Origin of the sequence: Pontibacter coccineus, assembly GCF_030546575.1 — a bacterium.
Lineage (GTDB): Bacteria > Bacteroidota > Bacteroidia > Cytophagales > Hymenobacteraceae > Pontibacter > Pontibacter coccineus.
In genome coordinates, this window is sequence record NZ_JAUOTN010000003.1 from 463,175 (window position 1) to 487,121 (window position 23,947).

General features: G+C 49.5%; 15 protein-coding genes. 4 read left to right on the forward strand and 11 right to left on the reverse strand.

What is annotated here, in order from left to right:
• Positions 1-77 precede the first annotated feature (77 nt).
• The 3 genes from hemE to Q4E40_RS09215 form a co-directional block, all read right to left on the reverse strand.
• Positions 78-1,124 carry a uroporphyrinogen decarboxylase gene (hemE, locus tag Q4E40_RS09205; protein WP_303411615.1) on the reverse strand — a complete coding sequence of 349 codons (1,047 nt, stop codon included), beginning with the start codon at positions 1,122-1,124 and terminating at the stop codon, positions 78-80.
• A gap of 847 nt (positions 1,125-1,971) precedes the next feature.
• Positions 1,972-2,592 (reverse strand): MarC family NAAT transporter, encoded by a 621-nt coding sequence (locus Q4E40_RS09210; protein ID WP_303411617.1) that lies wholly within the window; start codon positions 2,590-2,592, stop codon positions 1,972-1,974.
• Positions 2,593-2,683: 91 nt separating this feature from the next.
• Entirely contained in the window at positions 2,684-3,301 is a 618-nt protein-coding gene (locus tag Q4E40_RS09215) for a MarC family NAAT transporter (RefSeq protein ID WP_303411619.1), read from the reverse strand.
• Positions 3,302-3,448: 147 nt separating this feature from the next.
• Here Q4E40_RS09215 and Q4E40_RS09220 point away from each other — a divergent pair, with 147 nt between their 5' ends.
• Together Q4E40_RS09220 and purE are read left to right on the forward strand one after the other, a co-directional pair.
• On the forward strand, positions 3,449-4,579 hold the full coding sequence (locus Q4E40_RS09220) for a 5-(carboxyamino)imidazole ribonucleotide synthase (RefSeq protein ID WP_303411621.1): 1,131 nt from the start codon (positions 3,449-3,451) through the stop codon (positions 4,577-4,579).
• A gap of 1 nt (position 4,580) precedes the next feature.
• Complete coding sequence (gene purE / locus Q4E40_RS09225) at positions 4,581-5,108, forward strand: 5-(carboxyamino)imidazole ribonucleotide mutase (RefSeq protein WP_303411623.1); 528 nt, start codon at positions 4,581-4,583, stop codon at positions 5,106-5,108.
• 63 nt (positions 5,109-5,171) lie between these two features.
• Here purE and Q4E40_RS09230 read toward each other — a convergent pair whose 3' ends face one another.
• The 3 genes from Q4E40_RS09230 to Q4E40_RS09240 form a co-directional block, all read right to left on the reverse strand.
• Positions 5,172-6,410 carry an outer membrane beta-barrel protein gene (locus Q4E40_RS09230; protein ID WP_303411625.1) on the reverse strand — a complete coding sequence of 413 codons (1,239 nt, stop codon included), beginning with the start codon at positions 6,408-6,410 and terminating at the stop codon, positions 5,172-5,174.
• Positions 6,411-6,739: 329 nt separating this feature from the next.
• Positions 6,740-7,984: a porin family protein gene (locus Q4E40_RS09235; protein ID WP_303411627.1), complete on the reverse strand. Its 1,245-nt coding sequence runs from the start codon at positions 7,982-7,984 to the stop codon at positions 6,740-6,742.
• Between the two features lie 98 nt (positions 7,985-8,082).
• The gene (locus Q4E40_RS09240; protein WP_303411629.1) at positions 8,083-8,841 is read right to left on the reverse strand and encodes an outer membrane beta-barrel protein; all 759 of its coding nucleotides are present in this window, start codon (positions 8,839-8,841) and stop codon (positions 8,083-8,085) included.
• Positions 8,842-9,264: 423 nt separating this feature from the next.
• On the opposite strand from Q4E40_RS09240, the gene Q4E40_RS09245 reads away from it, so the two are divergent.
• Positions 9,265-10,176, forward strand: coding sequence for an AraC family transcriptional regulator (locus tag Q4E40_RS09245; RefSeq protein ID WP_303411631.1), 912 nt, complete (start codon positions 9,265-9,267; stop codon positions 10,174-10,176).
• Positions 10,177-10,417: 241 nt separating this feature from the next.
• Here Q4E40_RS09245 and Q4E40_RS09250 read toward each other — a convergent pair whose 3' ends face one another.
• From Q4E40_RS09250 to Q4E40_RS09265, 4 genes are all read right to left on the reverse strand, one after another.
• Positions 10,418-12,016, reverse strand: a complete 1,599-nt coding sequence (locus Q4E40_RS09250) for an amidohydrolase family protein (RefSeq protein ID WP_303411633.1) — start codon at positions 12,014-12,016, stop codon at positions 10,418-10,420.
• A 137-nt stretch (positions 12,017-12,153) separates the two neighbouring features.
• On the reverse strand, positions 12,154-13,662 hold the full coding sequence (locus tag Q4E40_RS09255; RefSeq protein WP_303411635.1) for a S10 family peptidase: 1,509 nt from the start codon (positions 13,660-13,662) through the stop codon (positions 12,154-12,156).
• A gap of 232 nt (positions 13,663-13,894) precedes the next feature.
• The gene (locus tag Q4E40_RS09260) at positions 13,895-15,415 is read right to left on the reverse strand and encodes a SusD/RagB family nutrient-binding outer membrane lipoprotein (RefSeq protein WP_303411638.1); all 1,521 of its coding nucleotides are present in this window, start codon (positions 15,413-15,415) and stop codon (positions 13,895-13,897) included.
• A 32-nt stretch (positions 15,416-15,447) separates the two neighbouring features.
• Entirely contained in the window at positions 15,448-18,552 is a 3,105-nt protein-coding gene (locus Q4E40_RS09265) for a SusC/RagA family TonB-linked outer membrane protein (protein ID WP_303411640.1), read from the reverse strand.
• Positions 18,553-18,970: 418 nt separating this feature from the next.
• Between Q4E40_RS09265 and Q4E40_RS09270 the strand changes: the two genes are divergently transcribed.
• Positions 18,971-21,904, forward strand: coding sequence for a WD40/YVTN/BNR-like repeat-containing protein (locus Q4E40_RS09270; protein WP_303411642.1), 2,934 nt, complete (start codon positions 18,971-18,973; stop codon positions 21,902-21,904).
• A gap of 78 nt (positions 21,905-21,982) precedes the next feature.
• Here the strand turns inward: Q4E40_RS09270 and dnaK are convergent, their stop codons facing one another.
• The gene (gene dnaK / locus Q4E40_RS09275) at positions 21,983-23,908 is read right to left on the reverse strand and encodes a molecular chaperone DnaK (RefSeq protein ID WP_303411643.1); all 1,926 of its coding nucleotides are present in this window, start codon (positions 23,906-23,908) and stop codon (positions 21,983-21,985) included.
• Positions 23,909-23,947: the final 39 nt, after the last annotated feature.

Below are 23,947 nucleotides of genomic sequence, written 5' to 3' on the forward strand. Positions count from 1 at the left end.
AGCGAAGGCCCGCCAAATAGTCGGGCCTTCGCTGTTATGAATGAAAAGGTCAATTCTAATTTATAAAGCCTTCAACTCTAAAACTCACCAGCTCCTAAACTGCCAAACTCCTTCACCGTCTGAATAAAGCATTTTACTTTTTCCGGATCAGTGTCAGGGTATACCCCGTGGCCGAGGTTAGCGATGTGGCGTTGTGGCCCAAACTCCTTCAGCATTTTGATAGTTTCGTCCTGAATAGTCTCGAATGAGCTGTAAAGGAGACAAGGGTCCATGTTGCCTTGCAGTGTTTTGTTCGGACCAAGCTGTGCTCTGGATGTTTTGATATCCATGTTCCAGTCGAGGCCGATGGTTTCGCAGTTCAGTTTGCTGAAATCCTCCAGTGCAAAGAAAGCGCCTTTGGCAAAAACCGTTACCGGCACATCGTTGATGGCGTTGCAAATCTCTGTAATGTAAGGCAACGAAAACTCACGGTAATGCGCCGGAGTCAGGATGCCTGCCCAGGAATCAAACACCTGGATCAGGTTGGCACCTGCCTCTACCTGTGCTTTCAGGTAGGCGATGGTGGTATCGGTAATCATGCGCAGCATCTGGTGTGCCAGCCTTGGGTTAGTATACAGCAAACCGCGTGCATGCGAGAATGTCTTGGACCCGCTGCCCTCTACCATGTACGCCAGGATGGTCCACGGCGCGCCAGCAAAACCGATAAGCGGCACGCGTCCGTTCAGGGCTCTTTTGGTCACTTTGATGGCTTCCAGCACATAGCCCAGGTGCTCGTGCGGGTCGGCTACGCGTAGGCGGGCCAGATCAGCCTCGGTGCGGATGGTTTTTGGGAACCACGGGCCACGCTTCTCCACCATTTCGTAGGTACAGCCCATTGCCTCCGGCACTACCAGGATGTCAGAGAAGATAATGGCAGCGTCCACGTCCAGAATATCCACAGGTTGGATGGTCACTTCAGCGGCCAGATCAGGTGTTTCCACCAGTTCCTTGAATCCGCTCAGGCTTTCGCGTACGGCTCTGTATTCAGGTAAGATGCGGCCGGCCTGGCGCATCAGCCACACCGGAGTACGTTCTACGGTCTCCCCTTTTGCGGCTCTTATAAGCAGGTCATTCTTCAATTGCATGGCACAAAGATACGTTAAAATTGCTGACTGTCGGAAGATGATTGTTATCATCAAACCTACGATGGTATAGCCTGTGGTTAAAAACGTTTTACTCTCGCTTTTAGTAGAATGTTAGGTTTTGTTTTCGCCTGTCCGGCGGGGGAAGGTTTCGCAGGTATAACTTGATGGCGTGAGTCCATGCGCGTGATGGCTAGGGTGGAGCCTCTGGCCTAGGTATAGATATAAGTATAAGGTTTACTATACCTCAAGTTTATCGTCAGCGCAAATGTGGTTGGGCCTGATGGCCAGCGTGCAACTGGCATAGCTGCTGTCTTGCTATACCTAAACTGTTTTGTTTCATTGCTTCGCCTGTGCGGCGGGCACCTACTTTTTTCCTTGATGAAAAAAATAGGCAAAAAAATCAAGACGCTCCAAACTCGCTGAACGCTCGAACAGTGGAGCGTCGTAAAGTGCACCGGGCACCGCTTTCTGCTGCGTAGTTAGCGTGCAAGTTAGTCTTGCTATACCTGCCAGTGGTCTGAGACAGGGCTACGAAGCTTATACCTTGTAGAGTAGTAGTGGCAAAAACTCCCCTCCTTGGACTACTGAGAACGAGAGTTCGAAAGTAGCGAGCATAGCTCTGAGGGGCAGGGGTGGTTGGACCTAGTTTAGCAAAGTATAACCCGCAGCTAAAAACTTTATACCTGTGAATTGGCAGCTACAGAAAAGCCCCCTTTGAAGTGGGTAGGGGGATGTTAATCGTGCGTATGAAACTGCAGCTACGAAGCCTATACCTGAAATTCAGCAGGATCAGGTAAAGTTCTACTTTAGTGGAGCAGGGGATGACAAACGTGCACCAGAGGCCTGATCAAACAAAAAACAGCCCTTGTATACCTGTCACAATAAAGTTGACGCCAATCGACAAGACGATAAAACCCATGATGCGCGAGAGTGCTGAAAGGCCCGCTTTCCCCATAAACTGCAGCAACTGATGCGAGAAAATAAGAATAAGATAGGAAACCACGGCCAGCGCAGCAATGGCTGTCACCACCAGGCCCAGATCAGTAATTTTAAGTGCATCGGAGTATAGACTGATGCTTACGGCGATAGCGCCCGGACCGGACAGCATCGGCATGGCCAGCGGCGCAAAGGAAATGTCTTCTTTTTGCATACTCTCTTTCAACACGCCTTTCGACACTTTTTTGCCCCGGTGTGCCTTGCTGGAAAGCAGCTCGAAGCCCGCCTTCATAATCATGAGTCCGCCCGCAATGCGGATGTCGTGGAGACGGATGCCGAAAAAGTTGAGTACGTATTGTCCGGCCAGGAAGAAAACGGCCAGAATGAGCGCCATGTATATGCAGGCCCGAAGTGCCTGCTGGTTGCGGTTAGAAGGGGTATCGTCCTGGGTGAGTGTCAAAAAAACGGGCATTGCCCCGAAGGGGTTTACCACACTAAACAGGGCCGAAAAAGTGGCCAGCATCATTTCCATAGCTTGGTCAGGAGTTAGTCTGATGCAAAGCTAGGAAGGTGAAATTACGCCTGCGTTACCGCCGTGTTGTATGTTTGTTAAGAGAGGGCGACTATGACAAAAACAGCGCGTAAATGGCTGATACGATGAAGTTCACGCCAATCGAAAGCACGATAAAGCCCATGATGCGCGAGAGTGCCGACAGACCGGCCTTGCCCATAAAACGAGTCAGCTGCGTCGAAAAACGGAGGATCACATAAGAGATAACGGCCAGCAGTATAATACCGATCAGAATCAGGGTCATATCCCAGAAGGAAAGGGAAGTGGTGAACAGACCAATACTCACGGCAATGGCACCCGGACCGGACAGCATAGGCATGGCCAGTGGGGTAAACGAAATATCTTCTTTGTGCTGCGCTTCTTCTACCACATCCGGAGAGACTTTTTTATTACTGCCACCCGGGGTGAGTAGATCAAATCCCGCTTTCATGATCATCAGTCCACCGGCAATGCGCAGGTCGTGAATGCGGATGCCGAAAAAGTTGAGCACGTACTGTCCGGCCAGGAAGAACACGGCCAGTATACCAACCATGTAGAGGCAAGCCTTGAGGGCCTGTTGGTTACGCTGGTCAGGAGTATCGTTTTGGGTAAGCGTCAGGAAGACCGGCATGGCTCCGAAAGGGTTCACAACGGAGAAAAGGGCAGAAAGCGTAGCAAGAATGATTTCCATGGATGCGATAAACGTAGAATCTCCAATATAGTTTTTAATCAATATAAATCAAAGAACGACGTTAGCAGGTATAGAATTGCAGCGGAAGGCGGCGCGTTTAAAACATAATCCTTAATTTTGGGTAGAAAACACCCTAAGCAACATACTATGAAAGGAGAAGTAAAGCTCGGCATACTGGGCGGCGGACAACTGGGACGCATGCTGATTCAGGCCGGGCTCGATTTTAATATCTATACCCTGGTGCTGGACCCGGACGAAAACGCACCCTGCAAAGATGTGTGCCACGAGTTCTTCGTGGGCAGCTTCCGCGACTTCGATACGGTGTACGAGTTCGGCAAGAACTGCGACATCCTCACCATCGAAATAGAACACGTAAACGCCGATGCCCTGGAGAAACTGGAGCAGGAAGGCGTGAAGGTATACCCGGATGCCAAAACAGTGCGCACCATTCAGGACAAGGGCCTTCAGAAAGAGTTTTACAAGCAACATGCTATACCTACCGCTGATTTCAGAATCCTGAAAGACGGCGGAGAACTCCAGGCAAACACCGACTTTCTGCCCGCCTTCCAGAAACTGCGTCGCGAAGGCTACGATGGCCGTGGGGTAACGCGCCTGCAAAGCGAGGTCGATCTGGGCAAAGGCTTTACAGAACCATCGTTACTGGAGAAGCTGGTGGATTTTGAGAAGGAAATCTCCGTGATCGTGGCCCGCAACGCCAGCGGGCAGGTAACGGCCTTCCCGGTGGTGGAACTGAGCTTCCATCCGGAGCACAACCTCGTGGACTCGCTATTCGCACCTGCCAATGTGCCCTACAAAATGCAGCGTCTAGCTATCGAAATCGCTACCCGCGTGATCGAATCGTTCGACATGGTTGGTATTCTGGCCGTAGAAATGTTCCTGACCAAAGACGGACAGATACTGGTAAACGAAGTAGCGCCTCGTCCGCACAACAGCGGCCACCATACCATCAAGGCTAATTATACCTCGCAGTACGAGCAGCACCTGCGTGCTATCCTGAACCTGCCACTCGGCAGCACCGACATCCAAAGTGCCGCCGTGATGCTCAACCTCCTGGGCGAGCCGGGCTATGATGGCGAAGCCAAATACGAAGGTCTGCAGGAGGCGCTGGCCGTGCCGGGTGTCTACATTCACCTGTATGGTAAGAAGTATACCCGTGCCGCCCGTAAGATGGGCCACATTACCGTGCTGGGCACTGACTTGCAGGAAGCACAGCAGCGGGCGGAATCTATTAAAAACGTAATCAAAGTAATCGCATAATATGGCTAATGAAACAACAACTACGCAGCCGTTGGTAGGCATCATCATGGGCAGCCAGTCTGACATGAAAGTGATGGAAGCGGCAGCTGAGATATTGGAAAACCTGGGCGTGGCTTTTGAGATCACGATCGTGTCGGCACACCGCACCCCGCACCGTATGTTTGAGTACGCCGAGCAGGCCCGCAAAAAAGGCCTGAAGGTAATCATTGCCGGAGCCGGTGGCGCAGCGCACCTGCCAGGTATGGTCGCCTCTATTACCACACTGCCGGTTATCGGCGTACCTGTCAAGTCGAGCAACTCCATCGACGGCTGGGACTCTGTACTATCTATCCTGCAAATGCCGGGTGGAGTGCCAGTTGCAACGGTAGCCTTGGACGGCGCTCTAAATGCAGGTATACTGGCCGCGCAGATCATCGGTACGACAAACGCCGCCGTGGCGGATAAACTGGAAAAGTATAAGGTCGGCCTGAAAGACAAAGTGATGCGCTCAGTAGAAGAGTTGCGTCGCGGTGACCGGGATTTGGATTAATACATACTACTTCTAATAACAAAAAGGACCACAGTATTTATACTGCGGTCCTTTTTGAAAGCGCTAAAACCTATACCCTGCCATTATGCTGAATCCTTTAACATTGCTGGAGAGGATTCGGATGTTGGAGATACCCTCTGTCGTCTCATACCTTGTCTCGATGAGCAGTGCCCTGTTTTGCATGGGGTACAGGATGCCTATACCTGCCTGTGCACCGAACATGTACTGTTTAAAAACGCTGCCTGGCATGGCTTCTGACACTTCGGTGTAGCTGGTGTTATGGAAGGTGCTGTTCTTGGTTTCTACCCTGTCTGTGCTGATCGCATAAGAATAAGAAATCCCGGCATTGGCAAACGGTCTTAACTTGCCTTTGGGAAAGGTATAGCGCAGTTGCGCAGGCACCTTCAGGTAGTGCAGATCGAGTAGAATGTCGTGTTGTGTGGTTCTGCCGGAGTTATTCACATCTTTGATGACACCCTCGAAGTGATAAGGGGCGTAGAGCAACTCCAGTATCAGCGTCAGCTTCTCGCTGATGGCAGGATTGGCAACTTCCAGGCCTACTCCACCTCCCAGACCCGGACCAGTAGTGCGGAATGAAGCTTTGGAATAAGGGTGCTCTCCTGCCATCTGCAGCGCTGGCTTTGCGTAAAAGAGCACAGGATACAGCGTTACAGTAGTTTTGCGAGATGGCTGCACATATTGGTTGCTGTCCATGCATTCATTGTAGTCATTGACTATTTTGGTTAGGCCGCTGTGTCGGAATGTTACGTTCCTGAACCGCTCTTCTGACATGGCGGGGCAGTCGGCGAAGGCGGACCCCAGCACGCCGAGGTACAGCTTATCCACCATCCGGAAGGTTTTGCCGGTCCTGGGATCTTTCTTGTTGTAGACATTCTCTTTGAGCTCTACCAAGTCATCACCGTCTTTTGACAGGTAAAAGTGGTCCAGGTCCAAATCATCCCGATAGGTATGAAGAGAGACGCTGCCTTTTGTCAGCACCTGCAAAAATAAGCGCTGCACAGGCTGTGCTCCATCGGCAGGTATAGTGTACGCCTCGTATACCTTGTCTTCTTTAGCGAAGCCATAGCCAGCGAGCTGGTCAGGAGAGTAGGCTTGCTCCGAAGCGCCCAGGCTGGCCTTAAAAGTTGCGGTCTTGGAATTGCGGACCGCTCCCCGGTAATCGACGTAGCCCTGCAGCGTATCGGAGTTAAGGACGATGTAGCCTGTCCGGAAATCTTTTTGGGCAATAGCAGGTGCGACAACTAAGCATATAAGTAGGAAAATCAGGTAAAGCTGTTTCATTAAGCTGTTTTAAAGATAGTTAGTGGTGAATATAGATAAACAAATATAAAGTTTATACCTGGAAAAGGATGGACTCCTACAATAACAAACTGCTCCCATGCTAGTGTGCTCTCCAAACAGGAGAAGGATAGGTAGGCTAGAGGGTAAGGGTCTTGCTCATTAAAGGAGTTGCGCTGTGCCGACTGGAATCTGGTACAAGGTATAGCCTGCCCTGAATAGCAAAAAGGACCGCAGCTTAAGTACTGCGGTCCTTTTTGTTTGCTCTAACAGATGTGTTTAATTCTATACCAGTTCTTCAATAGTGATTTTCAACTATACCTAGACCAAGCTTAAAGTCTGTATGACAGTACCAGGAACATACTCTTGATGCTTGTAGAATGACTGGTATAGCGTGACACGCCATCGTTGATTTCGTAGCGGGCTTCCAGGCTAAGCGGATTGTTAAAAACCGGGTAAGAGATACCTAAACCAGTTGCTATGCCTCCGGAAAGCGTCAGAAAACCATCATCTTCCAGAAAAGGTTTTGTGTTTGTGCGCGTTGAGCCACCGAACGTACTCGTGGTGGTCATCTCATTTTCCTGCGATGCCACCAGGTTAATAACCGGGCCGATGTTGATGTACGGTCTGATCACTCCTTTGGGGTAGGTATAGCGGGCCAGAACAGGGATTTTCACATGTTTCACATCCAGCCAGATTTCGCTGGTGGAGACACCCGGCACCATCGGGTCATCTTGAGTACTCCCTTCGAAATAATTAGGAGCATACAGTACTACTACCTGCAACGACAGTTTCTCGCTGATGGTAGGCACCGAAAAGTTAAAAGAGGCACCCAGTACAGGCTTAACAGAGGTGTTGTCGAAATTCTGATCCGAGTTTTCTATCTTATAGTCAAGGGTCGAGCTGCTCATACCTGCTATAGGTCCCAGCGAAACACGTATTTTCTTCGGTACTTTGCTGTACTCCTCCTGGCCAACACACGCATTGTATTTCTTCACGATACTCGACAGCGAGTTAAGACCCAGCACTACCTTGTCTACATCCGCTTCGGAGATAGAATTGCAGTCCAGGAAAGTCTGCATCAGAAGCGGTTTATAGAGCTCACGGCGCATGAGGTTGGTATGACCAAGTTTGCGGCCTTCCTGCATATTCTTCTGTTTAAAATCCTCCACCCGTAGTTCCTTGAGCGGCTCCGAGTCTTTGGAGATGTAGAAGCGGTCTTTCTGCATTGGGTCACGCAGGAGGTACAGGTTCGCTTTGCCTTTTACCAGGAGCTGTGCAAAAAGTGTTTGTTCTGTGCTCAGGGTATCAAAAGCCGGTACCAGTTTAGATTCGTAGAATTTCTGCTCTTGCCGGAAACCATAACCCTGTATCTGAGTCGGTGTAAAGTCCTGCTGGTTAGCAGCATCGTTGCTTTTAAATGAGATCTGGTGGGTGTTGCGTTGGGCACCGCGGTAATCGACTAAACCGCTGGCTGTGTCGCCATTCTGGATAATATAGCCCGGACGGAAATCTGATTGGGCAAAGGCCTGCGATAAAAATAAACAGGTAATAAGAGTCAGGTAAAGTTGTTTCATCAGCTTGATTTAAATGATCGGTTCAAGTAAATATAGGTATTTACAGTTATACCCGGGTGTCCTAAATAGTTTTTATGAAAAATCTGTGCTCAAGATAATCAAAAGTAATACCCTATACCCAGGTTCATCCTGCTTAAGCTTAGGTTAGCCTCTGTGTCACTTCCCCGGTCAAAATCAGATTGATAGTGCAGGACGTTCGCCTTCAGTTCTATACCCAGTCTGTCGCTCGGGAAAAAGACAAGGCCAGGTGACACGGTGCCATACAGCACGACTTCCTTTGAACGTGACGTCGACGAGGATTGTGAACCACCCGGGGGAGTAATGGGGTCGCCGAACTGCCCGGAGCCTGTCGAATTGTGCTCCGCTCTCGTGCTGATCAGCGCAAAGCCGCCAGTGCCCTCTGCAAACAGGGCAAACTTGCTGCCGAGGCCGACATAGTAGCGCGCCATAGGGCCTATGTTGTAGGCATGGGCAACGGTTTTGCTTTCGTAATGATAAAACGTACTCGAACTGCCAGGCGCTGAGCTCCTTTCCTGACGGTTTGCAGCATATTGGTAGCCATAGCTAAGGCCAACCACCAGTTTGTCTTTAACAAAGTAGCCCACAGAAGAAGCTACCCCAAAAGAAGTGACCTTGCTAAACTCGTCGGGTTTGGAAAAGCCAGCCCCTGCCTGTATGCCGGCGAACCTGTTACCTGATTGGAGTTGGGCGAAGGCGCTGTGCGTGTTGCCCCAGTAATCGACAAGTCCCTTCAGGGCGTCACCCTGCTGCATAATGTATCTTGGCTGGAAATCTTTATGGGCGAAAGCATGGGCTGAGCAGAGGGTAAAGAGGGGTACTAAGCAGAGGTATTTCATTCGGTTTAAGTTTGTTCAGTCAGTTTGAAAAATATATAGTAAACTTAAAATAAATATTATAAAATGTATATTTTGTAATAGGGTTTAATTACGAGGGATTAAGTCCCACCCCTCTGCCGGTTATCGGCCACTAACGCTGCAGTTGGTTGCGAATTTTCTACACGTGCTCTGTAAATGCCTGCCCCTTGGTTGTCAGGTTGTTGACCAATAATGCCTAGTACGACCAGTTTGTTCTTGTCGAGGACTTCGGTGGTGCAATAGCGCTGTATTGGACTGTAGGATAGTATTATTGACTTTCTACCAAATAGTAATTATTTAAATTAGATTATTTAAGGTAGATAATTGATATTCTGCTGAATTTCAGTTGGTTGTTAGATGTTTTAATAGAAAATAGCTATTATACTATCTCTAATTTGGGTATGTATGAAAGTAATTCAATTCAAGGTACCAGTCGCACAAGCAGAGTCAGTGATTGTCAACGAGGATGTATTGCCTTTTTTCTATGAACACATCCATCGCCATCAGGAAATGCAACTTACGCTCATACTTAGGGGGGAGGGTACTTTAATTGTAGGGAATTATACACAGCCTTTTAAGGCGGGAGATCTCTACATCATCGGAGCCAATCAGCCACATATATTCAAATCTGAGCAGAGCTATTATGTTGATCAGGGTATAGCCAGTGTGCATGCCATCCACATCTTCTTTGAACATGAGCGCACCCTCCAATGCCTGAACAATCTTCCGGAAATGGAATTTGTGAATAAGTTTTTGGAAAACACCTGCCAAGGCTTGCAGGTGGCCGAAGCCTATACGCAGGAAGCGGTGCGGATGATAGAGAAGATCAATAAAACTTCAGGCCTTAAAAGGTTGCTCTCTTTTATCAGGCTTATAAGGTACCTGACAAAACATGTAAAAGAGTATAAATCCCTCACGACAGGCTTCTCCAACGGGCTGGTTTCTACGCCGGACGGAAACCGGATAGATAAGATCTGTCAGTATACACAGCAACACTATGCCGAAAATATTACCTTAGAGAGGATCGCTTCCATCGTGCATATTACACCACAGGCCTTTTGCAAATATTTCAAAACGCATACCCGCAAAACCTATAGGACTTTTTTGAACGAAGTCAGAATCAACGAAGCGTGTAAGATAATCATGAATGGTGACTTTGAGAGTATCTCCTCCATCGCTTACGCCACAGGATTCAACAGCGCCATTAACTTCAACAAAGTGTTTAAAAAGACGACAGGCAAATCCCCTAGTGAGTACATCAAGGAATATAAGCACGGATGGAAAGGAACGACTAAAATGCTCAAGCAACCGGCCTGATTATTCCTATGCAGGGATTTCAATATTAAATAAAGCATTGCCAGGAAACCAGTATACCTGGCTATAGGATGAATCCGTTTTTGAGGCGGTCTTATGCAAGTGGCTCTATACCTGAAAAGCAGGTATAGCATGGGTACGAACGCATAAGCAGCAGCTGAAGCGGGGGTTTGCCAACAGAACGTATCCATGGTCCTGGCAAAGTGCTCAAACCAAAGATACGTCCGTAGGCGTTGATGGATGATCAGTGCGTATGAGGGGCTATACCTGGCTGTATGATCTGATAGCCTGTTTTAGCCTTTTCAGTTTCCACCATTTTCTTAACCTGTGCCAGTAAGTCCTTTGCATCGTACACAATGCCGTCCTTGATGGTGTATTTTACACCGCCTACCCGTGTTACCTGGTTGTTGTCTACCAGCCGGATGGCGCCGGTGCCGTAGAGTACTTTAAAATCCATAAGGGGGTTCTCCTCTACAATGACAAAGTCAGCCAGCTTTCCTATTTCCACGCTCCCGATTTCCTTTTCCATGCCCAGCAGTTCTGCCCCGTTTAGGGTAGCCGCCTTTATCACTTCGAGCGGGTGGAAGCCCGCTTCCCGTAATAACTCCATTTCGCGGGGGTAGGCAAAACCAAACAGCTCATAAATGAATCCTGAGTCCGTGCCGACCGTTACTCTGCCCCCGCGGTTTTTGTATTCATTGATAAAGGCCATCCACAATCTGAAATTTTCCCGCCATTGCACTTCCTGCTCCGTCCCCCAGGAGTGCCAGTAAGAGCCGTGCGCGTTCCAACTCGGTGCATAAAAGTCCCATAGTTTTGGCATCGTGTAGTCCTCATGCCACTCCGCTCGCCGGGCTCGCATCAAATCCCGGTTTGCTTCATAGATGTTGAAAGTAGGGCTCAGCGTGAAATCTAGTGCGATCAGATCATCCATCACTTTATTCCAACGGTCAGAGAAAGGCGCTGCCGCCTGTTTCCACAACGTGCCTGCCTCTGCAAACCGGTCCTGTTCGTTGGTGTAATTATAGTCTGGTGAGTAGTGCTGCACCGTTCGGTCGGTGAACATCGCCTCCGGCAATCCATACCAATGCTCCAGCGAGCTAATACCTGCCTTGGCGCTGTGCAATGCGTTCCAACGGCCTACATCTGTCTGCGCATGATGGATGGCTGATTTTAAGCCAAGCTTTTTGTTTTCTTCCGCCGCTGCCTGCATCACTTCGGGAGAGGCACCAAAGAATTTGATGCCATCGGCTCCATTCTTGGCATTTTGCCTGACCCATTCGCGTGCCTGCTGTGCAGTGACAATGGGCTGCTTGCTGTTCATGCCAAACCGGGTATAGGCTTTTATGCGCGGCGCTGTGATCGTATTCTGGGTACTTTTTTTCTTTTGATCCAAGGTCCAGGCCAGTCCATTGCCGGCGGATGGCTCCCGGATGGTGGTCACGCCATGGGCCATCCAGAGTTTATACACATAACTTGCATCAACGCCATTGTTGCCCCCGATATGAGCGTGCGTGTCCACAAAGCCTGGCAAAAGGTACATACCCGAGGCATCAAACTCTTTGCCTCCGGGCTTCAGCTGCGGGCGTTTGGCAGGGTCTATGGGCATACCTGTGGTGCCTACCACCCGGATGTCCGCAATGCGGTTGTTCTCCACTACAATGTCTACAGGTCCCAGGGGCGGTGACCCCGTACTATTGATCAGAATAACGCCTCTTATAATCAGCTGTGGCCAGGGTCCTTCGCCTTCCTGCCGGGCAGGAACCTCAAGCGCCTGGGCATGAAGGCCATTTTGCAAAAAGAGACACAGCAACAGGAGCATGCCGGGTATGTGTTTTTTCATATAGGGTGAATTTAACTGATGGTAACATAAAGCTCTACCCCTGCAAAGAGATAGAGCTTTATAGAATCCTACTACTAACTATTTATACAGGTCCTTAATTAGTTGCTTGCGGAGCTTTAGACCAGTTTTACGCAGTTTTAACTGCCTGTTTGATTGGTCGGCCGGGTGTCACCTGCTGCTTTCTTGCGGGTATACTGGGCAGGTTGGCCGGGCTTAGGCAATGAGTCGCTGATAAACTTCCGGATATCCTCGTTTGAGGTGGCCAGGTCTTCACTTCGCAAATACATCATGTGGCCGCTGCGATAGCCTTTAAAACTCATGCGGTCTTTCAATTTGCCACCCGGATCCATCTGCCACATGTTGTACTTCGCGTTGAAGTAATCACAGGCACCATCGTAGTACCCGGACTGTACCATCAGGTGCAGGTTGGGGTTTTGCGCCATGGCTTGTCGCAGGTTATCGCCGGTGTTGTCATCACTGTTATCCCAGGGACGTACCGGACCAAACATGTTATACTTAATGTCTGTTTTATATTTCAGGTGATCCTTGATATATAAGTTGATCGCAGGCGTGAAGGAGTGCAGCCAGGAGGTGAGTTCCGGGGCATAGTCGGGTCGCAGGCCTATGTCCTGGCGGTCAATACCGATGTAGCGGGAGTCCAGTCTGCCAACGGTGAAGCCCTCTTTGCGTAACAGCTCCTTCCAGAAAAAGGCGGGTGGCACGTTGAGGTTGTGCTGCAGAATCACCTCTTCCGATAAGCCGGAGTAATGTGCCATTTTGGCGGCGATTGCTTTTTTCTTCTCATCGCCCAGGCTCCAGCCTCTTGTGATGGCAGGAATCAGTTCATTGATGGTGAACTCCTCTACTTCAGGCAGCATTGCCGTCAGATCCTTCTGTTGAAGGCCTGGTTTGAGCACTTTGTGATGCCATGCCGTGGCGGCGTAGTAGGGCAGCATATTGGCAGCTGCAACCGGGCCGTCCCGTTTAATTCCTAGCCCGGTTGGCGAAACCAGGATTACGCCGTTCAGGTACATCCAATGGGCATTCTGAAGCTCCAGCGCCAGGCCAGAAACACGAGTAGTGCCATAGCTCTCCCCAATAAGGTACTTCGGGGAGGCCCAGCGGTTCTTGCGTCCCACGAAGGTGTTGATCCAGCCGGCCAGGTACTTGATGTCGGCATTGATGCCAAAGAATTTCTTCTGAACGTCTTCCTTGGATAAGGTGCTGACAGCTCTGGAAAGCCCCGTGTTAACAGGATTGACATAGACAATGTCGGCCACATCCAATATGGAGTGCGGGTTTTCTTTGATCCCGTAGGGCTGCAGGGGGTATCCTTCATCATCAATGTTGAGCAATCTGGGGCCTGTATAAGCGATGTGCATCCAAACGGAAGCTGATCCGGGGCCTCCGTTGAAGGAGATGACCAGGGGCCTGTTCGCTTTGTCCTTTACATCAGTGCGTTCATAATAGGTATAGAACAAGCCTGCAACGGGCTTGCCATCCTCGTCCCAGACTGGCTGCGTGCCGGCAGTGGCGGTGTAGGGAATGCGTTTCCCCTTTACTGTCACCTCGTGCTTTGTGGTGACAGTCGAATCGGTCTTCGTGACAAGTTGCTGTGCTGTGACCGGGATTATGGTAATAGCCATAATCATGAGTAGCGTAAACAGATGCTTCATATTTCTTAACATTAAACCTTACAAAATTTTAAGTGCTCGGGCCATAAAAGTCCGTGTTAATGAGTCAGTACCTATATTTTTCGCTGTGCGCCATACCTGATTCTGCTTAGGTATAGGAAGTGACTTGTACAAGGTATAGCCTGCGATTTGATCTTGTATGACAGCAGCATTGCCCGCATGACAGGCAATGCTGCTACACACTTTACTGGCGTGTATCCCAGAAAACCCTTTCGAGCAGGGAGCTTTTCTGTTCAATGTTCGGGTTGCTGCTTACTTCGTTGAATGGATAGAATAAAGATCGCGCAACACCATCCCAAACTGCTATTGGCGTTGGAATAGGCGTAATGGCAGGGTAGCCCGTTCTTCTCCAGTCAGTCCAGTTTTCCATTACTACGCCAAAGTTTGCGATGTATTTCTGATTGATGATCTGCTCCAGCTTATTGGCTTCTGAACCGGACAAGGTACCATTCGCAGCCAGGTATTCGTCGATCGCTGACTGTGGTACTCCAGCATCTCTCATCGACGCTTTGATTCCCTCCTTGAAGAAAGTTTCCGCATCCCCTTGCGCCCCGAACCGCAACGCTGCTTCTGCTCTTATAAAATTGTATTCCGAATAGAGGAGAAGCCTGGAAGGAGAGTCCCCTCCGTACGTTATGGCAGTGCCTTCCAAGCTGCCGTCCGCATTGATCCCTGCCGGGTTTACAGCGGATGGGGTGCCCTTCAAATAGCTGTGTAGCCTCGAATATTGAGTAGAAGGGGTCGACTCCAGGATGGAGGAGCCTATGTAAGATGTTGAATTGTAAGGAAAAGCAACGAAGTAAGTGGATCTTCTAGGGTCCTCCTTTTCATTCATCAGGTTAACGAGGAAGCGGTTAGGGAAAAACTGGTTTCTGAACTGGCCTCCCTCAATACTGGCCAACGGGTTCTGCCTTTGAGGCTGATTCAGGAACTTCATTTGGAAGTTATCATCATTGGACTGCATGAATTCTGCCCCACTGTTGATCAACGCATTGATCTGTTGGGTGGCAAAGGCAGGATCGACCTCACTGTAGTGTAAAAACATCCTTAATTTAAGCGTATTGGCCAAACGCTCCCATTTCACTTTTGACGCAGCCCAGCTGGAACTGGCGTAAATGGTAGAATAATTGTTGGGCTCCAGTGTAGAGGTTGGCGCATTCAGATCTACGATGGCCTCATCCAAAAGCTTTATAAGTTGCGGGTAAATGTCGGCGTCGTTGTCATATTTCGGATACTTGACCGCCCCGAATTTCAACCCTTCCGTATAGGGTACATCTCCCCAGGCATCCACGGTTACCTGGTAGGTATATGCCTTCAGTATTTTAGCAACCCCGGTATAGTGGGGGCTCCCGTTTTCGCTCGTAATGATGATCAGCTGCTCCAGATCGGCAAGTATGCCGGCAAATATGCTGTTCCAGGTGTTATTCACATCCGAATCGCTGATGGAGTAGCGCTCATAGTTTGTAAAGGTGTTGTTGAGCACTGGGCCATGACCGGAGAACTGCTGCATGATCAGGTTGCTGTAGCGCATGAGGTCACTGCTCCCCATAAAGCCGATGTTGGTAGTGGCAGAAGGCAGGATCTCGGATGGCCGGGCTATTGTGATATTATTGGGATCATCGTTTACGTCAAAAAAGCTCTCACACGATGGGAAAATAAGCCCGGCTGAAAGTAAAGCGATGCTTAAAAGTCTGGTATATTTCATGACTGAATTTTAAGTTAAGGTGAATGAAGAAATTACAAGGTTGCCCTTAAGCTTGCGCCTATCGTTCGGGCGATCGGCTGTATGCCAAATTCAAGGCCCCGAGAGTTACTGACACCTTGCAGGTTCTGCTCAGGATCCAGATGCGGGTAGTTAGGCGCATGGGTCAGCAGGTTGCGGCCATAAACAGACACTTGCAACGCTTTGATGAAGCCGGCTTTTGAAAGTAGGGACTGCGGCAGTTTGTAGCTGAGGGAGGCTTCGCGCAGCTTCACAAAAGAGGCGTCGTGCACATACCCTGCCCAGGCAACGTATTTTCCTCTCAGGCCCCAGTAGTCCTGTGCTGTCACATAGATGTCATTCGTTCTTCCGTCTTCCAGCACCCCTTCAAACAGGTAGGGTTTGTTGGGCGTCCCATTTTCGGTGAAGCGAGGGTATTCCGCTGTTTCAGCTGCTACCCCATAGATCCTCAAGTTGCCCGCTGTTCTGGAAAGGATATCTCCTTTGTGTTTCCAGTCTATCAGGAAGGATAGGTTGAAGGCTTTATAGGAGAAGTTGTTGGTGAATCCCATAGTGAACTTAGGATTTGGATTGCCTGTAGCAGATACACCCGGCGCAGTTAAGGGGAGACCGTTGGATCCGATGATCATCCTGCCCTGTTCATCCCGTCTGTAGTCGGTTGAGTAGATCAGGCCATACTGCTCACCTACTACGGCTTGGGTGTTGGGAGATGTAAAGCCGCCAATTGTCAGTCTTCCAACGCCTGGCGCCAATTCTTCTACAATAGTTCTGAAGGTGGTGAAATTGACTGTTGATTCCCATCTGAAATTCTCGCCGGCAACCGGGCTGCCTGATACGAGTACCTCCAGGCCTTTTGTAGATAATTTACCGGCATTGGTAATCGTACTGGTAAAGCCTGAGGTAGCAGGGACCGGAACAGCGAATATCAGGTTTCGGGTGTCTCGCTTATAGACCGATGCATCTACATAGAGGCGCTTGTTAAAGAAGCTCAGTTCCGTTCCTAATTCAATCTCCCGGGTAAATTCCGGTTTGATGTCATAATTTCCCGCCGAGTTGTCGTAGGTAAATCCGGCTAAGCCATTAAATGGAAAATTAACCGTTGTCGAGCCCCAGCCATCCCCAGCACTTGCCTGGCCCCAGTAGGTGCTCGTGCTGTATACGCCTGCTCCCTTGCCCACTTCACCCACGTTTGCTCTTATTTTAGCCGATGACAGTACGTCGCTCTGTAAGGAAGGGAAAGCCTCTGTAGGAACAAAACTTAGGGCTACAGCAGGGTAGAAAATGGACCGGTTCTCTTTTGTAAGAGTGGAGGAGAAGTCATTTCTGCCTTTAACGTTTAAGGTTAAGTAACTTTTGTAATCCACAATAAAGTCTCCGAAGAAGCCCATCAGTCTTCGTTCCGAAATGCTTGACGAGGGATTGTAAGATAAGAAGTTCTTCAGGTTATCAAAGCCAGGTACAACGATGCCCAGGCCTACAGCGGCCAGGTTACTGCTGTAGTTGGAGATTACCTCATTACCTAGCGTTGCGGTAAGTCTAAAATTGTCACCAACCTTTTTGTCGCCTGTAACAGTCAGATAGGAGTTGATATCCCGGGAAAAAATTTCTCTATCTCTAACTCCACCAGTACCAGCAGAGTTTGTGTTGCCGTTGCTGCGGATGCCTTTGTCATCAAAGCCCTTGCTGTTGGTTGTAAACACATCGCCACCAATCCGGAAGTCAGCACGCAGCCAGTCTGTAAAGTCATAGGCCAGGTTCAGGTTACCGTATACCCGGTTGGTTTCGTCTGTAAATTTAACATGTTCTATCGCCCAGTAGGGATGGTCCTCAGCAGCAAACCATAGCTGGCCTCCTAGTTCATTCTGATACGGCTTGCCGGAGAGATCATAGCTCCTGGGTGTATATATACCTGCCCAAAGCGGGTTAGAGCCCTGGTTGCCTGCCTGTGTCCGTTCCGATTGGTTATTGATGTAGTTGATGGACGTATTGACTGTTAATTTATCTGTCACACTGGTGCCTGCATTCACACTGAAAGAATTTCTGTTCATCTCGTTGCCCGGTACAAGCCCGGTCTCGTGCGTGTTACCGTAAGATATCCTGTAGTTATACTTTTCGGTGGCACCTGAGAAGCTCAAGGTGTTTTGCAGGAATTTGGAATGCTGCAGGATGTCTTTCACATTGTTAGGGTAGGCCTTCAGCGTTTCATCTTCTCCAAACCAGTTTTTTACTGTCTGCCCGTTTATGCGTGGACCCCACGAACCTGGCGTGTTATTGGCATAGTTGCCATTGGTGCCTTGGGCATATTCATTCTGTAGATCAGGAAACCGGTTCATGGTCCCCACACCATAGTTTGAATTGAAGTTTATCTGGTTCTTGGTTCCCAGCTTTCCCTTTTTGGTGGTGATCAGTATAACACCGGAAGCCGCCCTGGATCCATAGAGTACGGTTGCTGCAGCACCTTTCAGCACACTCATGCTTTCAATATCATCCGGATTGATATCAGCGGCTCTGTTAGAGCTGGCCACGCCGGCATTCACACTATTGCTGCCGCCACTGTTGTCTATCGGCACTCCATCTATCACAAACAAAGGCTGGTTACTCCCTGTGATACTGGAGAAGCCGCGAATGGTGATGTTGGAGCTGGAAAGTCCTCCGCCGGTACCAGATATCTGTACGCCGGCGACTTTGCCAGCCAACGCGTTGGTCACGTCCGTCACAGGCGACTTAGTTATTTCATCGGAGCTTACTCCGCTCACCCCATAGCCAAGCGATTTTTTATCTCTTTCAATCCCGAAGGAGGTGACCACCACTTCCTGCAGTTGCTTGGAGTCCTGCGCAATAGCGATGTTGTACACACTCTGGCCTGTAACAGGGATTCTCTGCGTCACAAAACCAATAAATGACACCATCAGTGTGGCGCCCTCCGGTGCCTGCAAACTAAAAGTGCCATCCATATTTGTTTGTGTACCTCTTGCCATGCCCTCCACAACAATGGTGACACCGGGCATAGGAGAGTTGTCCTCTTTGGCGACAACCTTGCCTGTGATTTGCTTGTCCTGTGCATAGGATATACTGTAGATACTTAAGCACAAGAGAAATAAGAGTAGCTTTTTCATCATAACGTTAGTTTTATTTCCTATTTGAAATATAGCTAATCAAAAACTAGGTTATCTGGCTAAAATCATGAAAATGCAGGCGATGTTAATTGCGGTTTACGATTAGATAATTTTGATTAATCCAATTGCCCTATCTTCGGTAAAAATCAGGGTCTTATTTTTTAGTAGCCTTTACAGGTATGGCTAACTTATAATTGTGTGCCCAAACTGGTTCTGTATTATAGAGATAGACGCTGCCTGGAGGTGAGTGTTAAGCAGCGGAGATCAGGACTTTGGTTGTGAATGAACAGCGATAGGTTTTTGATGACCTGAAATTAATCATACTACATAGAATGGGGTGGTCGCAGAGTTGGTTGTGGGATGTTGGAATAGTTTTAAAACAGACATTTGATTCACATTATTTAACCAACTCAATTAACCTATGCAAAAGCGTATACTAGTAGTAGCCCTGTTCTTCTCCCTCGGGGCAACGGCAATAGCTCAGAAGAAAATAAAACAGCCGAATGCGACGCCCGCGTCCGAAAGGTTGCTAGCCCTGGAGAAGAGAGAGCAGTTGGAGCAGGCGTCTCTTGTAAACAATGTCAAATTCAGAAACGCAGGTCCCACTATCATGAGTGGCCGTGTTGCCGATATTGAAGGTTCACCCAAAGACCCGTCTACATTCTATGCCGCTTACGCGTCGGGTGGCCTCTGGAAAACGACCAACAACGGCATCTCTTTCGAGCCTATCTTCGACAAAGAAGCCGTAATGACGATCGGCGACATTGCCGTGGACTGGAACAACAACGAAACAATCTGGGTCGGAACCGGCGAGAGCAACTCCAGCCGCTCTTCCTACTCGGGTGTGGGGGTATACAAAAGTACCGACGGTGGTAAGTCCTGGCAACATATGGGGCTGGATGACACGCACCACATAGGGAAGGTAATTATACACCCAACCGACCCGAATACCGTTTGGGTAGCAGCACTGGGGCATCTGTACTCCCCAAACAAAGACCGTGGCGTGTACAAGACGACCGATGGCGGCAAGACCTGGAAGAAGACACTTTATATAGATGATAACACAGGTGCCATTGACCTGCAGGTAGATCCGAAGAACCCAAACAACGTGTTTGCAGCTATGTGGCACCGCGAGCGCCGCGCCTGGGACTTTGTAGAGAGCGGCAAGACCTCCGGCATATACAAGTCTACCGATGGCGGCAACACCTGGTCCGATATCAGTACGGCCGCACATAACTTCCCGGATACGGAAGGAGTGGGACGAATAGGACTCAGCATGTATCCGGGTGACCCTAATATAATGTATGCGTTGGTGGATAACTTTGATCCCCGCCCGCAGGATACAAAATCTCAGAACAAAAGTGCCCTCACCACGGAAGTTTTTGCTGTTATGTCAGCCGAAAGCTTCCTGAAGTTAAATGATGAAGAGATCAATCAGTATTTAGATGATAATCGGTTTCCGCGGGAATTTGCAGCAAAAAATGTAAAGGAGATGGTAAAGAACGGTAAGATAAAGCCGTCTGCCCTAGCTGATTATCTGAATGACCCTACAAATGAGCCGCTGCCCGATGTGATTGGCGCAGAAGTATACCGCACAGATAATGGAGGCAAGAACTGGAAGAAAACGCATAGTGGTTACATAGATGGGCTATACTCTACCATCGGTTACTATTTAGGAGTGATCCGTGTGTCTCCTTCAAATCCGGATAAAATCTATGCGCTGGGGGTGCCTTTATTTACATCGGATGATGCCGGTAAAACCTTCAAAACGATCGGAGGCGCCAACGTGCATTCTGACCACCAGGCCTTGTGGATAAACCCAAATAAGCCAGAGCACCTGATAGAAGGGAATGATGGCGGGCTTAATATCTCCTATGATGCGGGTGAAAACTGGTTAAAGGTGAATGTGCCTTCTGTTGCCCAATTTTACTCGGTAGAGGTGGACATGGCAAAACCGTACAATGTATATGGTGGTTTGCAGGATAACGGCACCTGGGTTGGCCCGAGCAACTATTCGTATAGTAATGCCTGGACAGGCACAGGCCTATACCCTTACCAACGGCTGGGCGGTGGCGATGGCATGATGGTGCAGGCTGACTGGCGGGATAACAATACGATCTACTATGGATCACAATTCGGAAATTATACCCGTATCAATAAGCAAACCGGGGAGCGAACACCTGTAAAGCCAAGCCATAAATTGGGCGAAACGCCGCTCCGCTTTAACTGGGAGAGCCCGATCCACCTGAGCCGCCACAACCAGGACATCCTGTACTTCGGCTCCAACAAATTCCACCGCTCTCTTAAAAAAGGAGATGAGATGGAAACCTTGTCCGGTGACCTGACAAACGGGGGACGAAAAGGAAATGTAAGCTATGGGACGCTTACGTGTATCAACGAATCGCCTTTGCGCTTTGGCCTGCTCTATACCGGCTCTGACGACGGCGCCATCCATGTATCCAAAGATGGCGGCTATAACTGGGAGAACATCTCCAGGAAATTACCGCAGCACTTGTGGGTATCGACCGTGGTGGCTTCCAACCACGCTGAGAACCGGGTGTATACCTCACTGAACGGCTACCGCTGGGATGATTTCACACCCTACCTGTACGTGTCAGAAGACAATGGCAAAAAGTGGGAGCGCCTGGGCACCAACCTGCCTAAAGAGGCAATCAACGTGGTGAAGGAGGATCCGAAGAATCCGGACCTGCTCTACGTAGGCACCGACCATGGCCTGTATATTTCGCTTGACCGTGGCAAGACCTTTATGCAGATGCGCAACGGCATGCCAGCCGTAGCTGTGCACGACGTAGTGGTGCATCCACGCGATAATGACCTGGTGGTAGGTACACATGGACGGGGTATTTATATCGCCAATGTGGAACATCTGCAACAATTATCGCCAGCCCTGTTAATGGAGAAACTGCATATGTTTGCTTTTGAGCCTGTGCAGTTTAATCCGGCGTGGGGAGAGGAGCGCAATTCATGGCGAGGAGGATCTAAAGCAGAAATAAGCATTCCTTTCTACACAAAGGAGCCTGGCAATACGATTGTCCGAATCAAAACAGCGAAAGGGCTGGTCGTGAATGAGATGCAGGAGAAGAGCGGGCGTGGTCTCAACTACATCACCTACAATCTTTCGGTAGACAACGCCAACTTAAAAGCCTATGAAGCGGAGCTGAACAGTTCGAAAGAAGGAAATAAGGTACCGCTAAAGATAGAGCCTGCAGAAAACAATGTGATCTACCTGCGGCCCGGCAAATATACGGTAGAGGTACAAACCAGCACTGGTGTCACACAAACCCAGGAGTTGTCCATCAAAGCTCCGCAGGTTAGAACGAGAGGAGGTGTGTAGGTCGCTATACCTGATAGCCATAAACAAAAATCCCCAGCTGGATCAGCTGGGGATTTTTATTATTCTATAAGTTAAGGCTTACTTCTTGCCGTCTACTTCTTCATAGTCCACATCGGTTACACCGCCGTCGTCAGTTGCAGCGCCCTGCGGACCGCCAGCCTGCTGACCGTTACCGGCTGCAGCACCTTCCTGTCCACCACCGGCTGCGTACATCTCCTGAGAGGCCGCCTGCCAAGCGTTGTTGAGGTTTTCGATGGCGCGGTCTATACCTGCAATGTCCTTGGCACCGTGTGCTGTTCTGAGCTCGCCCAGTGCAGTTTCAATGTTCGACTTGTTGCCTTCAGACAGTTTCTCGCCATACTCTTTCAGCTGCTTCTCGGTCTGGAAGATCATCGAGTCAGCCGCATTCAGCTTCTCGATTTCTTCCTTCGCCTTCTTGTCAGCTTCGGCGTTGGCTTCCGCTTCCTGGCGCATTTTCTCGATCTCCTGCTCGCTCAGACCAGAAGAAGCCTCAATGCGGATCTTCTGCTCTTTGCCAGTCGCTTTGTCCTTGGCCGTTACGTGCAGTATACCGTTGGCGTCGATGTCGAAGATAACCTCGATCTGCGGAACGCCGCGTGGTGCTGGTGGAATGCCGTCCAGGTGGAAACGACCGATCGTGCGGTTGTCTTTCGCCATAGGGCGCTCACCCTGCAGTACGTGAATCTCTACTGAAGGCTGGTTGTCAGAAGCGGTTGAGAACGTCTCAGACTTCTTCGTTGGGATCGTCGTGTTCGACTCGATCAGCTTGGTCATCACACCACCCATGGTTTCGATACCCAGTGAAAGCGGGGTTACGTCGAGTAGAAGTACGTCTTTTACTTCACCTGTCAGTACACCACCCTGAATCGCAGCACCGATGGCTACTACTTCATCCGGGTTTACACCTTTAGAAGGCTTCTTGCCAAAGAACTTCTCTACTTCTTCTTGTACCTTAGGTATACGGGTTGAACCACCTACCAGAATCACTTCGTCAATGTCAGAAGTAGACAGACCAGCGTCCTGAAGGGCCTTCTTGCAAGGCTCCATCGAGCGACGGATCAAATCGTCTGTCAGCTGCTCGAACTTAGCTCTTGTCAGTTTGCGCACCAAGTGTTTCGGCACACCGTCCACTGGCATGATGTAAGGCAGGTTGATCTCGGTTTCGTTTGAAGAAGAAAGCTCCACTTTCGCCTTCTCAGCGGCTTCTTTCAGACGCTGCAGGGCCATTGGGTCTTTGCGCAGGTCCAGGCCTTCGTCGTTCTTGAACTCTTCAGCCAGCCAGTTGATGATCTTCTGGTCGAAGTCGTCACCACCCAGGTGTGTGTCTCCATTGGTCGAAAGCACTTCGAAAACACCGTCACCCAGCTCCAGGATAGAGATATCGAAGGTACCGCCACCTAAGTCGAATACGGCGATCTTCTGATCTTTGTGTTTTTTGTCCAAACCGTAGGCAAGCGCTGCTGCCGTCGGCTCGTTGATGATACGCTTCACTTCAAGACCTGCAATCTGTCCGGCCTCTTTTGTGGCCTGGCGCTGTGCATCGTTGAAGTAAGCCGGTACCGTGATCACGGCTTCTGTTACCGTAGTGCCCAAGTAATCTTCCGCCGTAGCCTTCATTTTCTGAAGCACCATCGCCGAAATTTCCTGTGGCGTGTACTGGCGATCGCCAATCTCCACACGGATGGTGTTGTTGCCACCCTGCACCACTTTATAAGACACCTGCTTGGCTTCTTCACTCACTTCGTTGTAGCTGTGGCCCATGAAGCGCTTGATAGAAGCGATCGTGTTTTGTGGGTTTGTGATTGCCTGACGTTTGGCAGGGTCACCTACCTTACGCTCGCCTTTGCCACCATCCAGGAACGCGACAATAGACGGAGTAGTTCTGCGGCCTTCGCTGTTTGGTATAACCACTGGCTCGTTGCCTTCCATTACGGCAACGCAGGAGTTGGTTGTACCTAAGTCAATACCAATTATCTTTCCCATTCTATAGTTTTATAATGATTCGATTACAATTTCTTTTTT

What these genes read in the sequence shown, in the direction of transcription:
- Q4E40_RS09235 (WP_303411627.1), bottom strand. Translation starts at nt 7,984, where the DNA reads ATGAAACAACTTTACCTGACTCTTATTACCTGTTTATTTTTATCGCAG.
- purE (WP_303411623.1), top strand. Translation starts at nt 4,581, where the DNA reads ATGGCTAATGAAACAACAACTACGCAGCCGTTGGTAGGCATCATCATG.
- dnaK (WP_303411643.1), bottom strand. Translation starts at nt 23,908, where the DNA reads ATGGGAAAGATAATTGGTATTGACTTAGGTACAACCAACTCCTGCGTT.
- Q4E40_RS09230 (WP_303411625.1), bottom strand. Translation starts at nt 6,410, where the DNA reads ATGAAACAGCTTTACCTGATTTTCCTACTTATATGCTTAGTTGTCGCA.
- Q4E40_RS09250 (WP_303411633.1), bottom strand. Translation starts at nt 12,016, where the DNA reads ATGAAAAAACACATACCCGGCATGCTCCTGTTGCTGTGTCTCTTTTTG.
- Q4E40_RS09245 (WP_303411631.1), top strand. Translation starts at nt 9,265, where the DNA reads ATGAAAGTAATTCAATTCAAGGTACCAGTCGCACAAGCAGAGTCAGTG.
- Q4E40_RS09240 (WP_303411629.1), bottom strand. Translation starts at nt 8,841, where the DNA reads ATGAAATACCTCTGCTTAGTACCCCTCTTTACCCTCTGCTCAGCCCAT.
- Q4E40_RS09210 (WP_303411617.1), bottom strand. Translation starts at nt 2,592, where the DNA reads ATGGAAATGATGCTGGCCACTTTTTCGGCCCTGTTTAGTGTGGTAAAC.
- Q4E40_RS09215 (WP_303411619.1), bottom strand. Translation starts at nt 3,301, where the DNA reads ATGGAAATCATTCTTGCTACGCTTTCTGCCCTTTTCTCCGTTGTGAAC.
- Q4E40_RS09265 (WP_303411640.1), bottom strand. Translation starts at nt 18,552, where the DNA reads ATGATGAAAAAGCTACTCTTATTTCTCTTGTGCTTAAGTATCTACAGT.
- hemE (WP_303411615.1), bottom strand. Translation starts at nt 1,124, where the DNA reads ATGCAATTGAAGAATGACCTGCTTATAAGAGCCGCAAAAGGGGAGACC.
- Q4E40_RS09255 (WP_303411635.1), bottom strand. Translation starts at nt 13,662, where the DNA reads ATGGCTATTACCATAATCCCGGTCACAGCACAGCAACTTGTCACGAAG.
- Q4E40_RS09260 (WP_303411638.1), bottom strand. Translation starts at nt 15,415, where the DNA reads ATGAAATATACCAGACTTTTAAGCATCGCTTTACTTTCAGCCGGGCTT.
- Q4E40_RS09270 (WP_303411642.1), top strand. Translation starts at nt 18,971, where the DNA reads ATGCAAAAGCGTATACTAGTAGTAGCCCTGTTCTTCTCCCTCGGGGCA.
- Q4E40_RS09220 (WP_303411621.1), top strand. Translation starts at nt 3,449, where the DNA reads ATGAAAGGAGAAGTAAAGCTCGGCATACTGGGCGGCGGACAACTGGGA.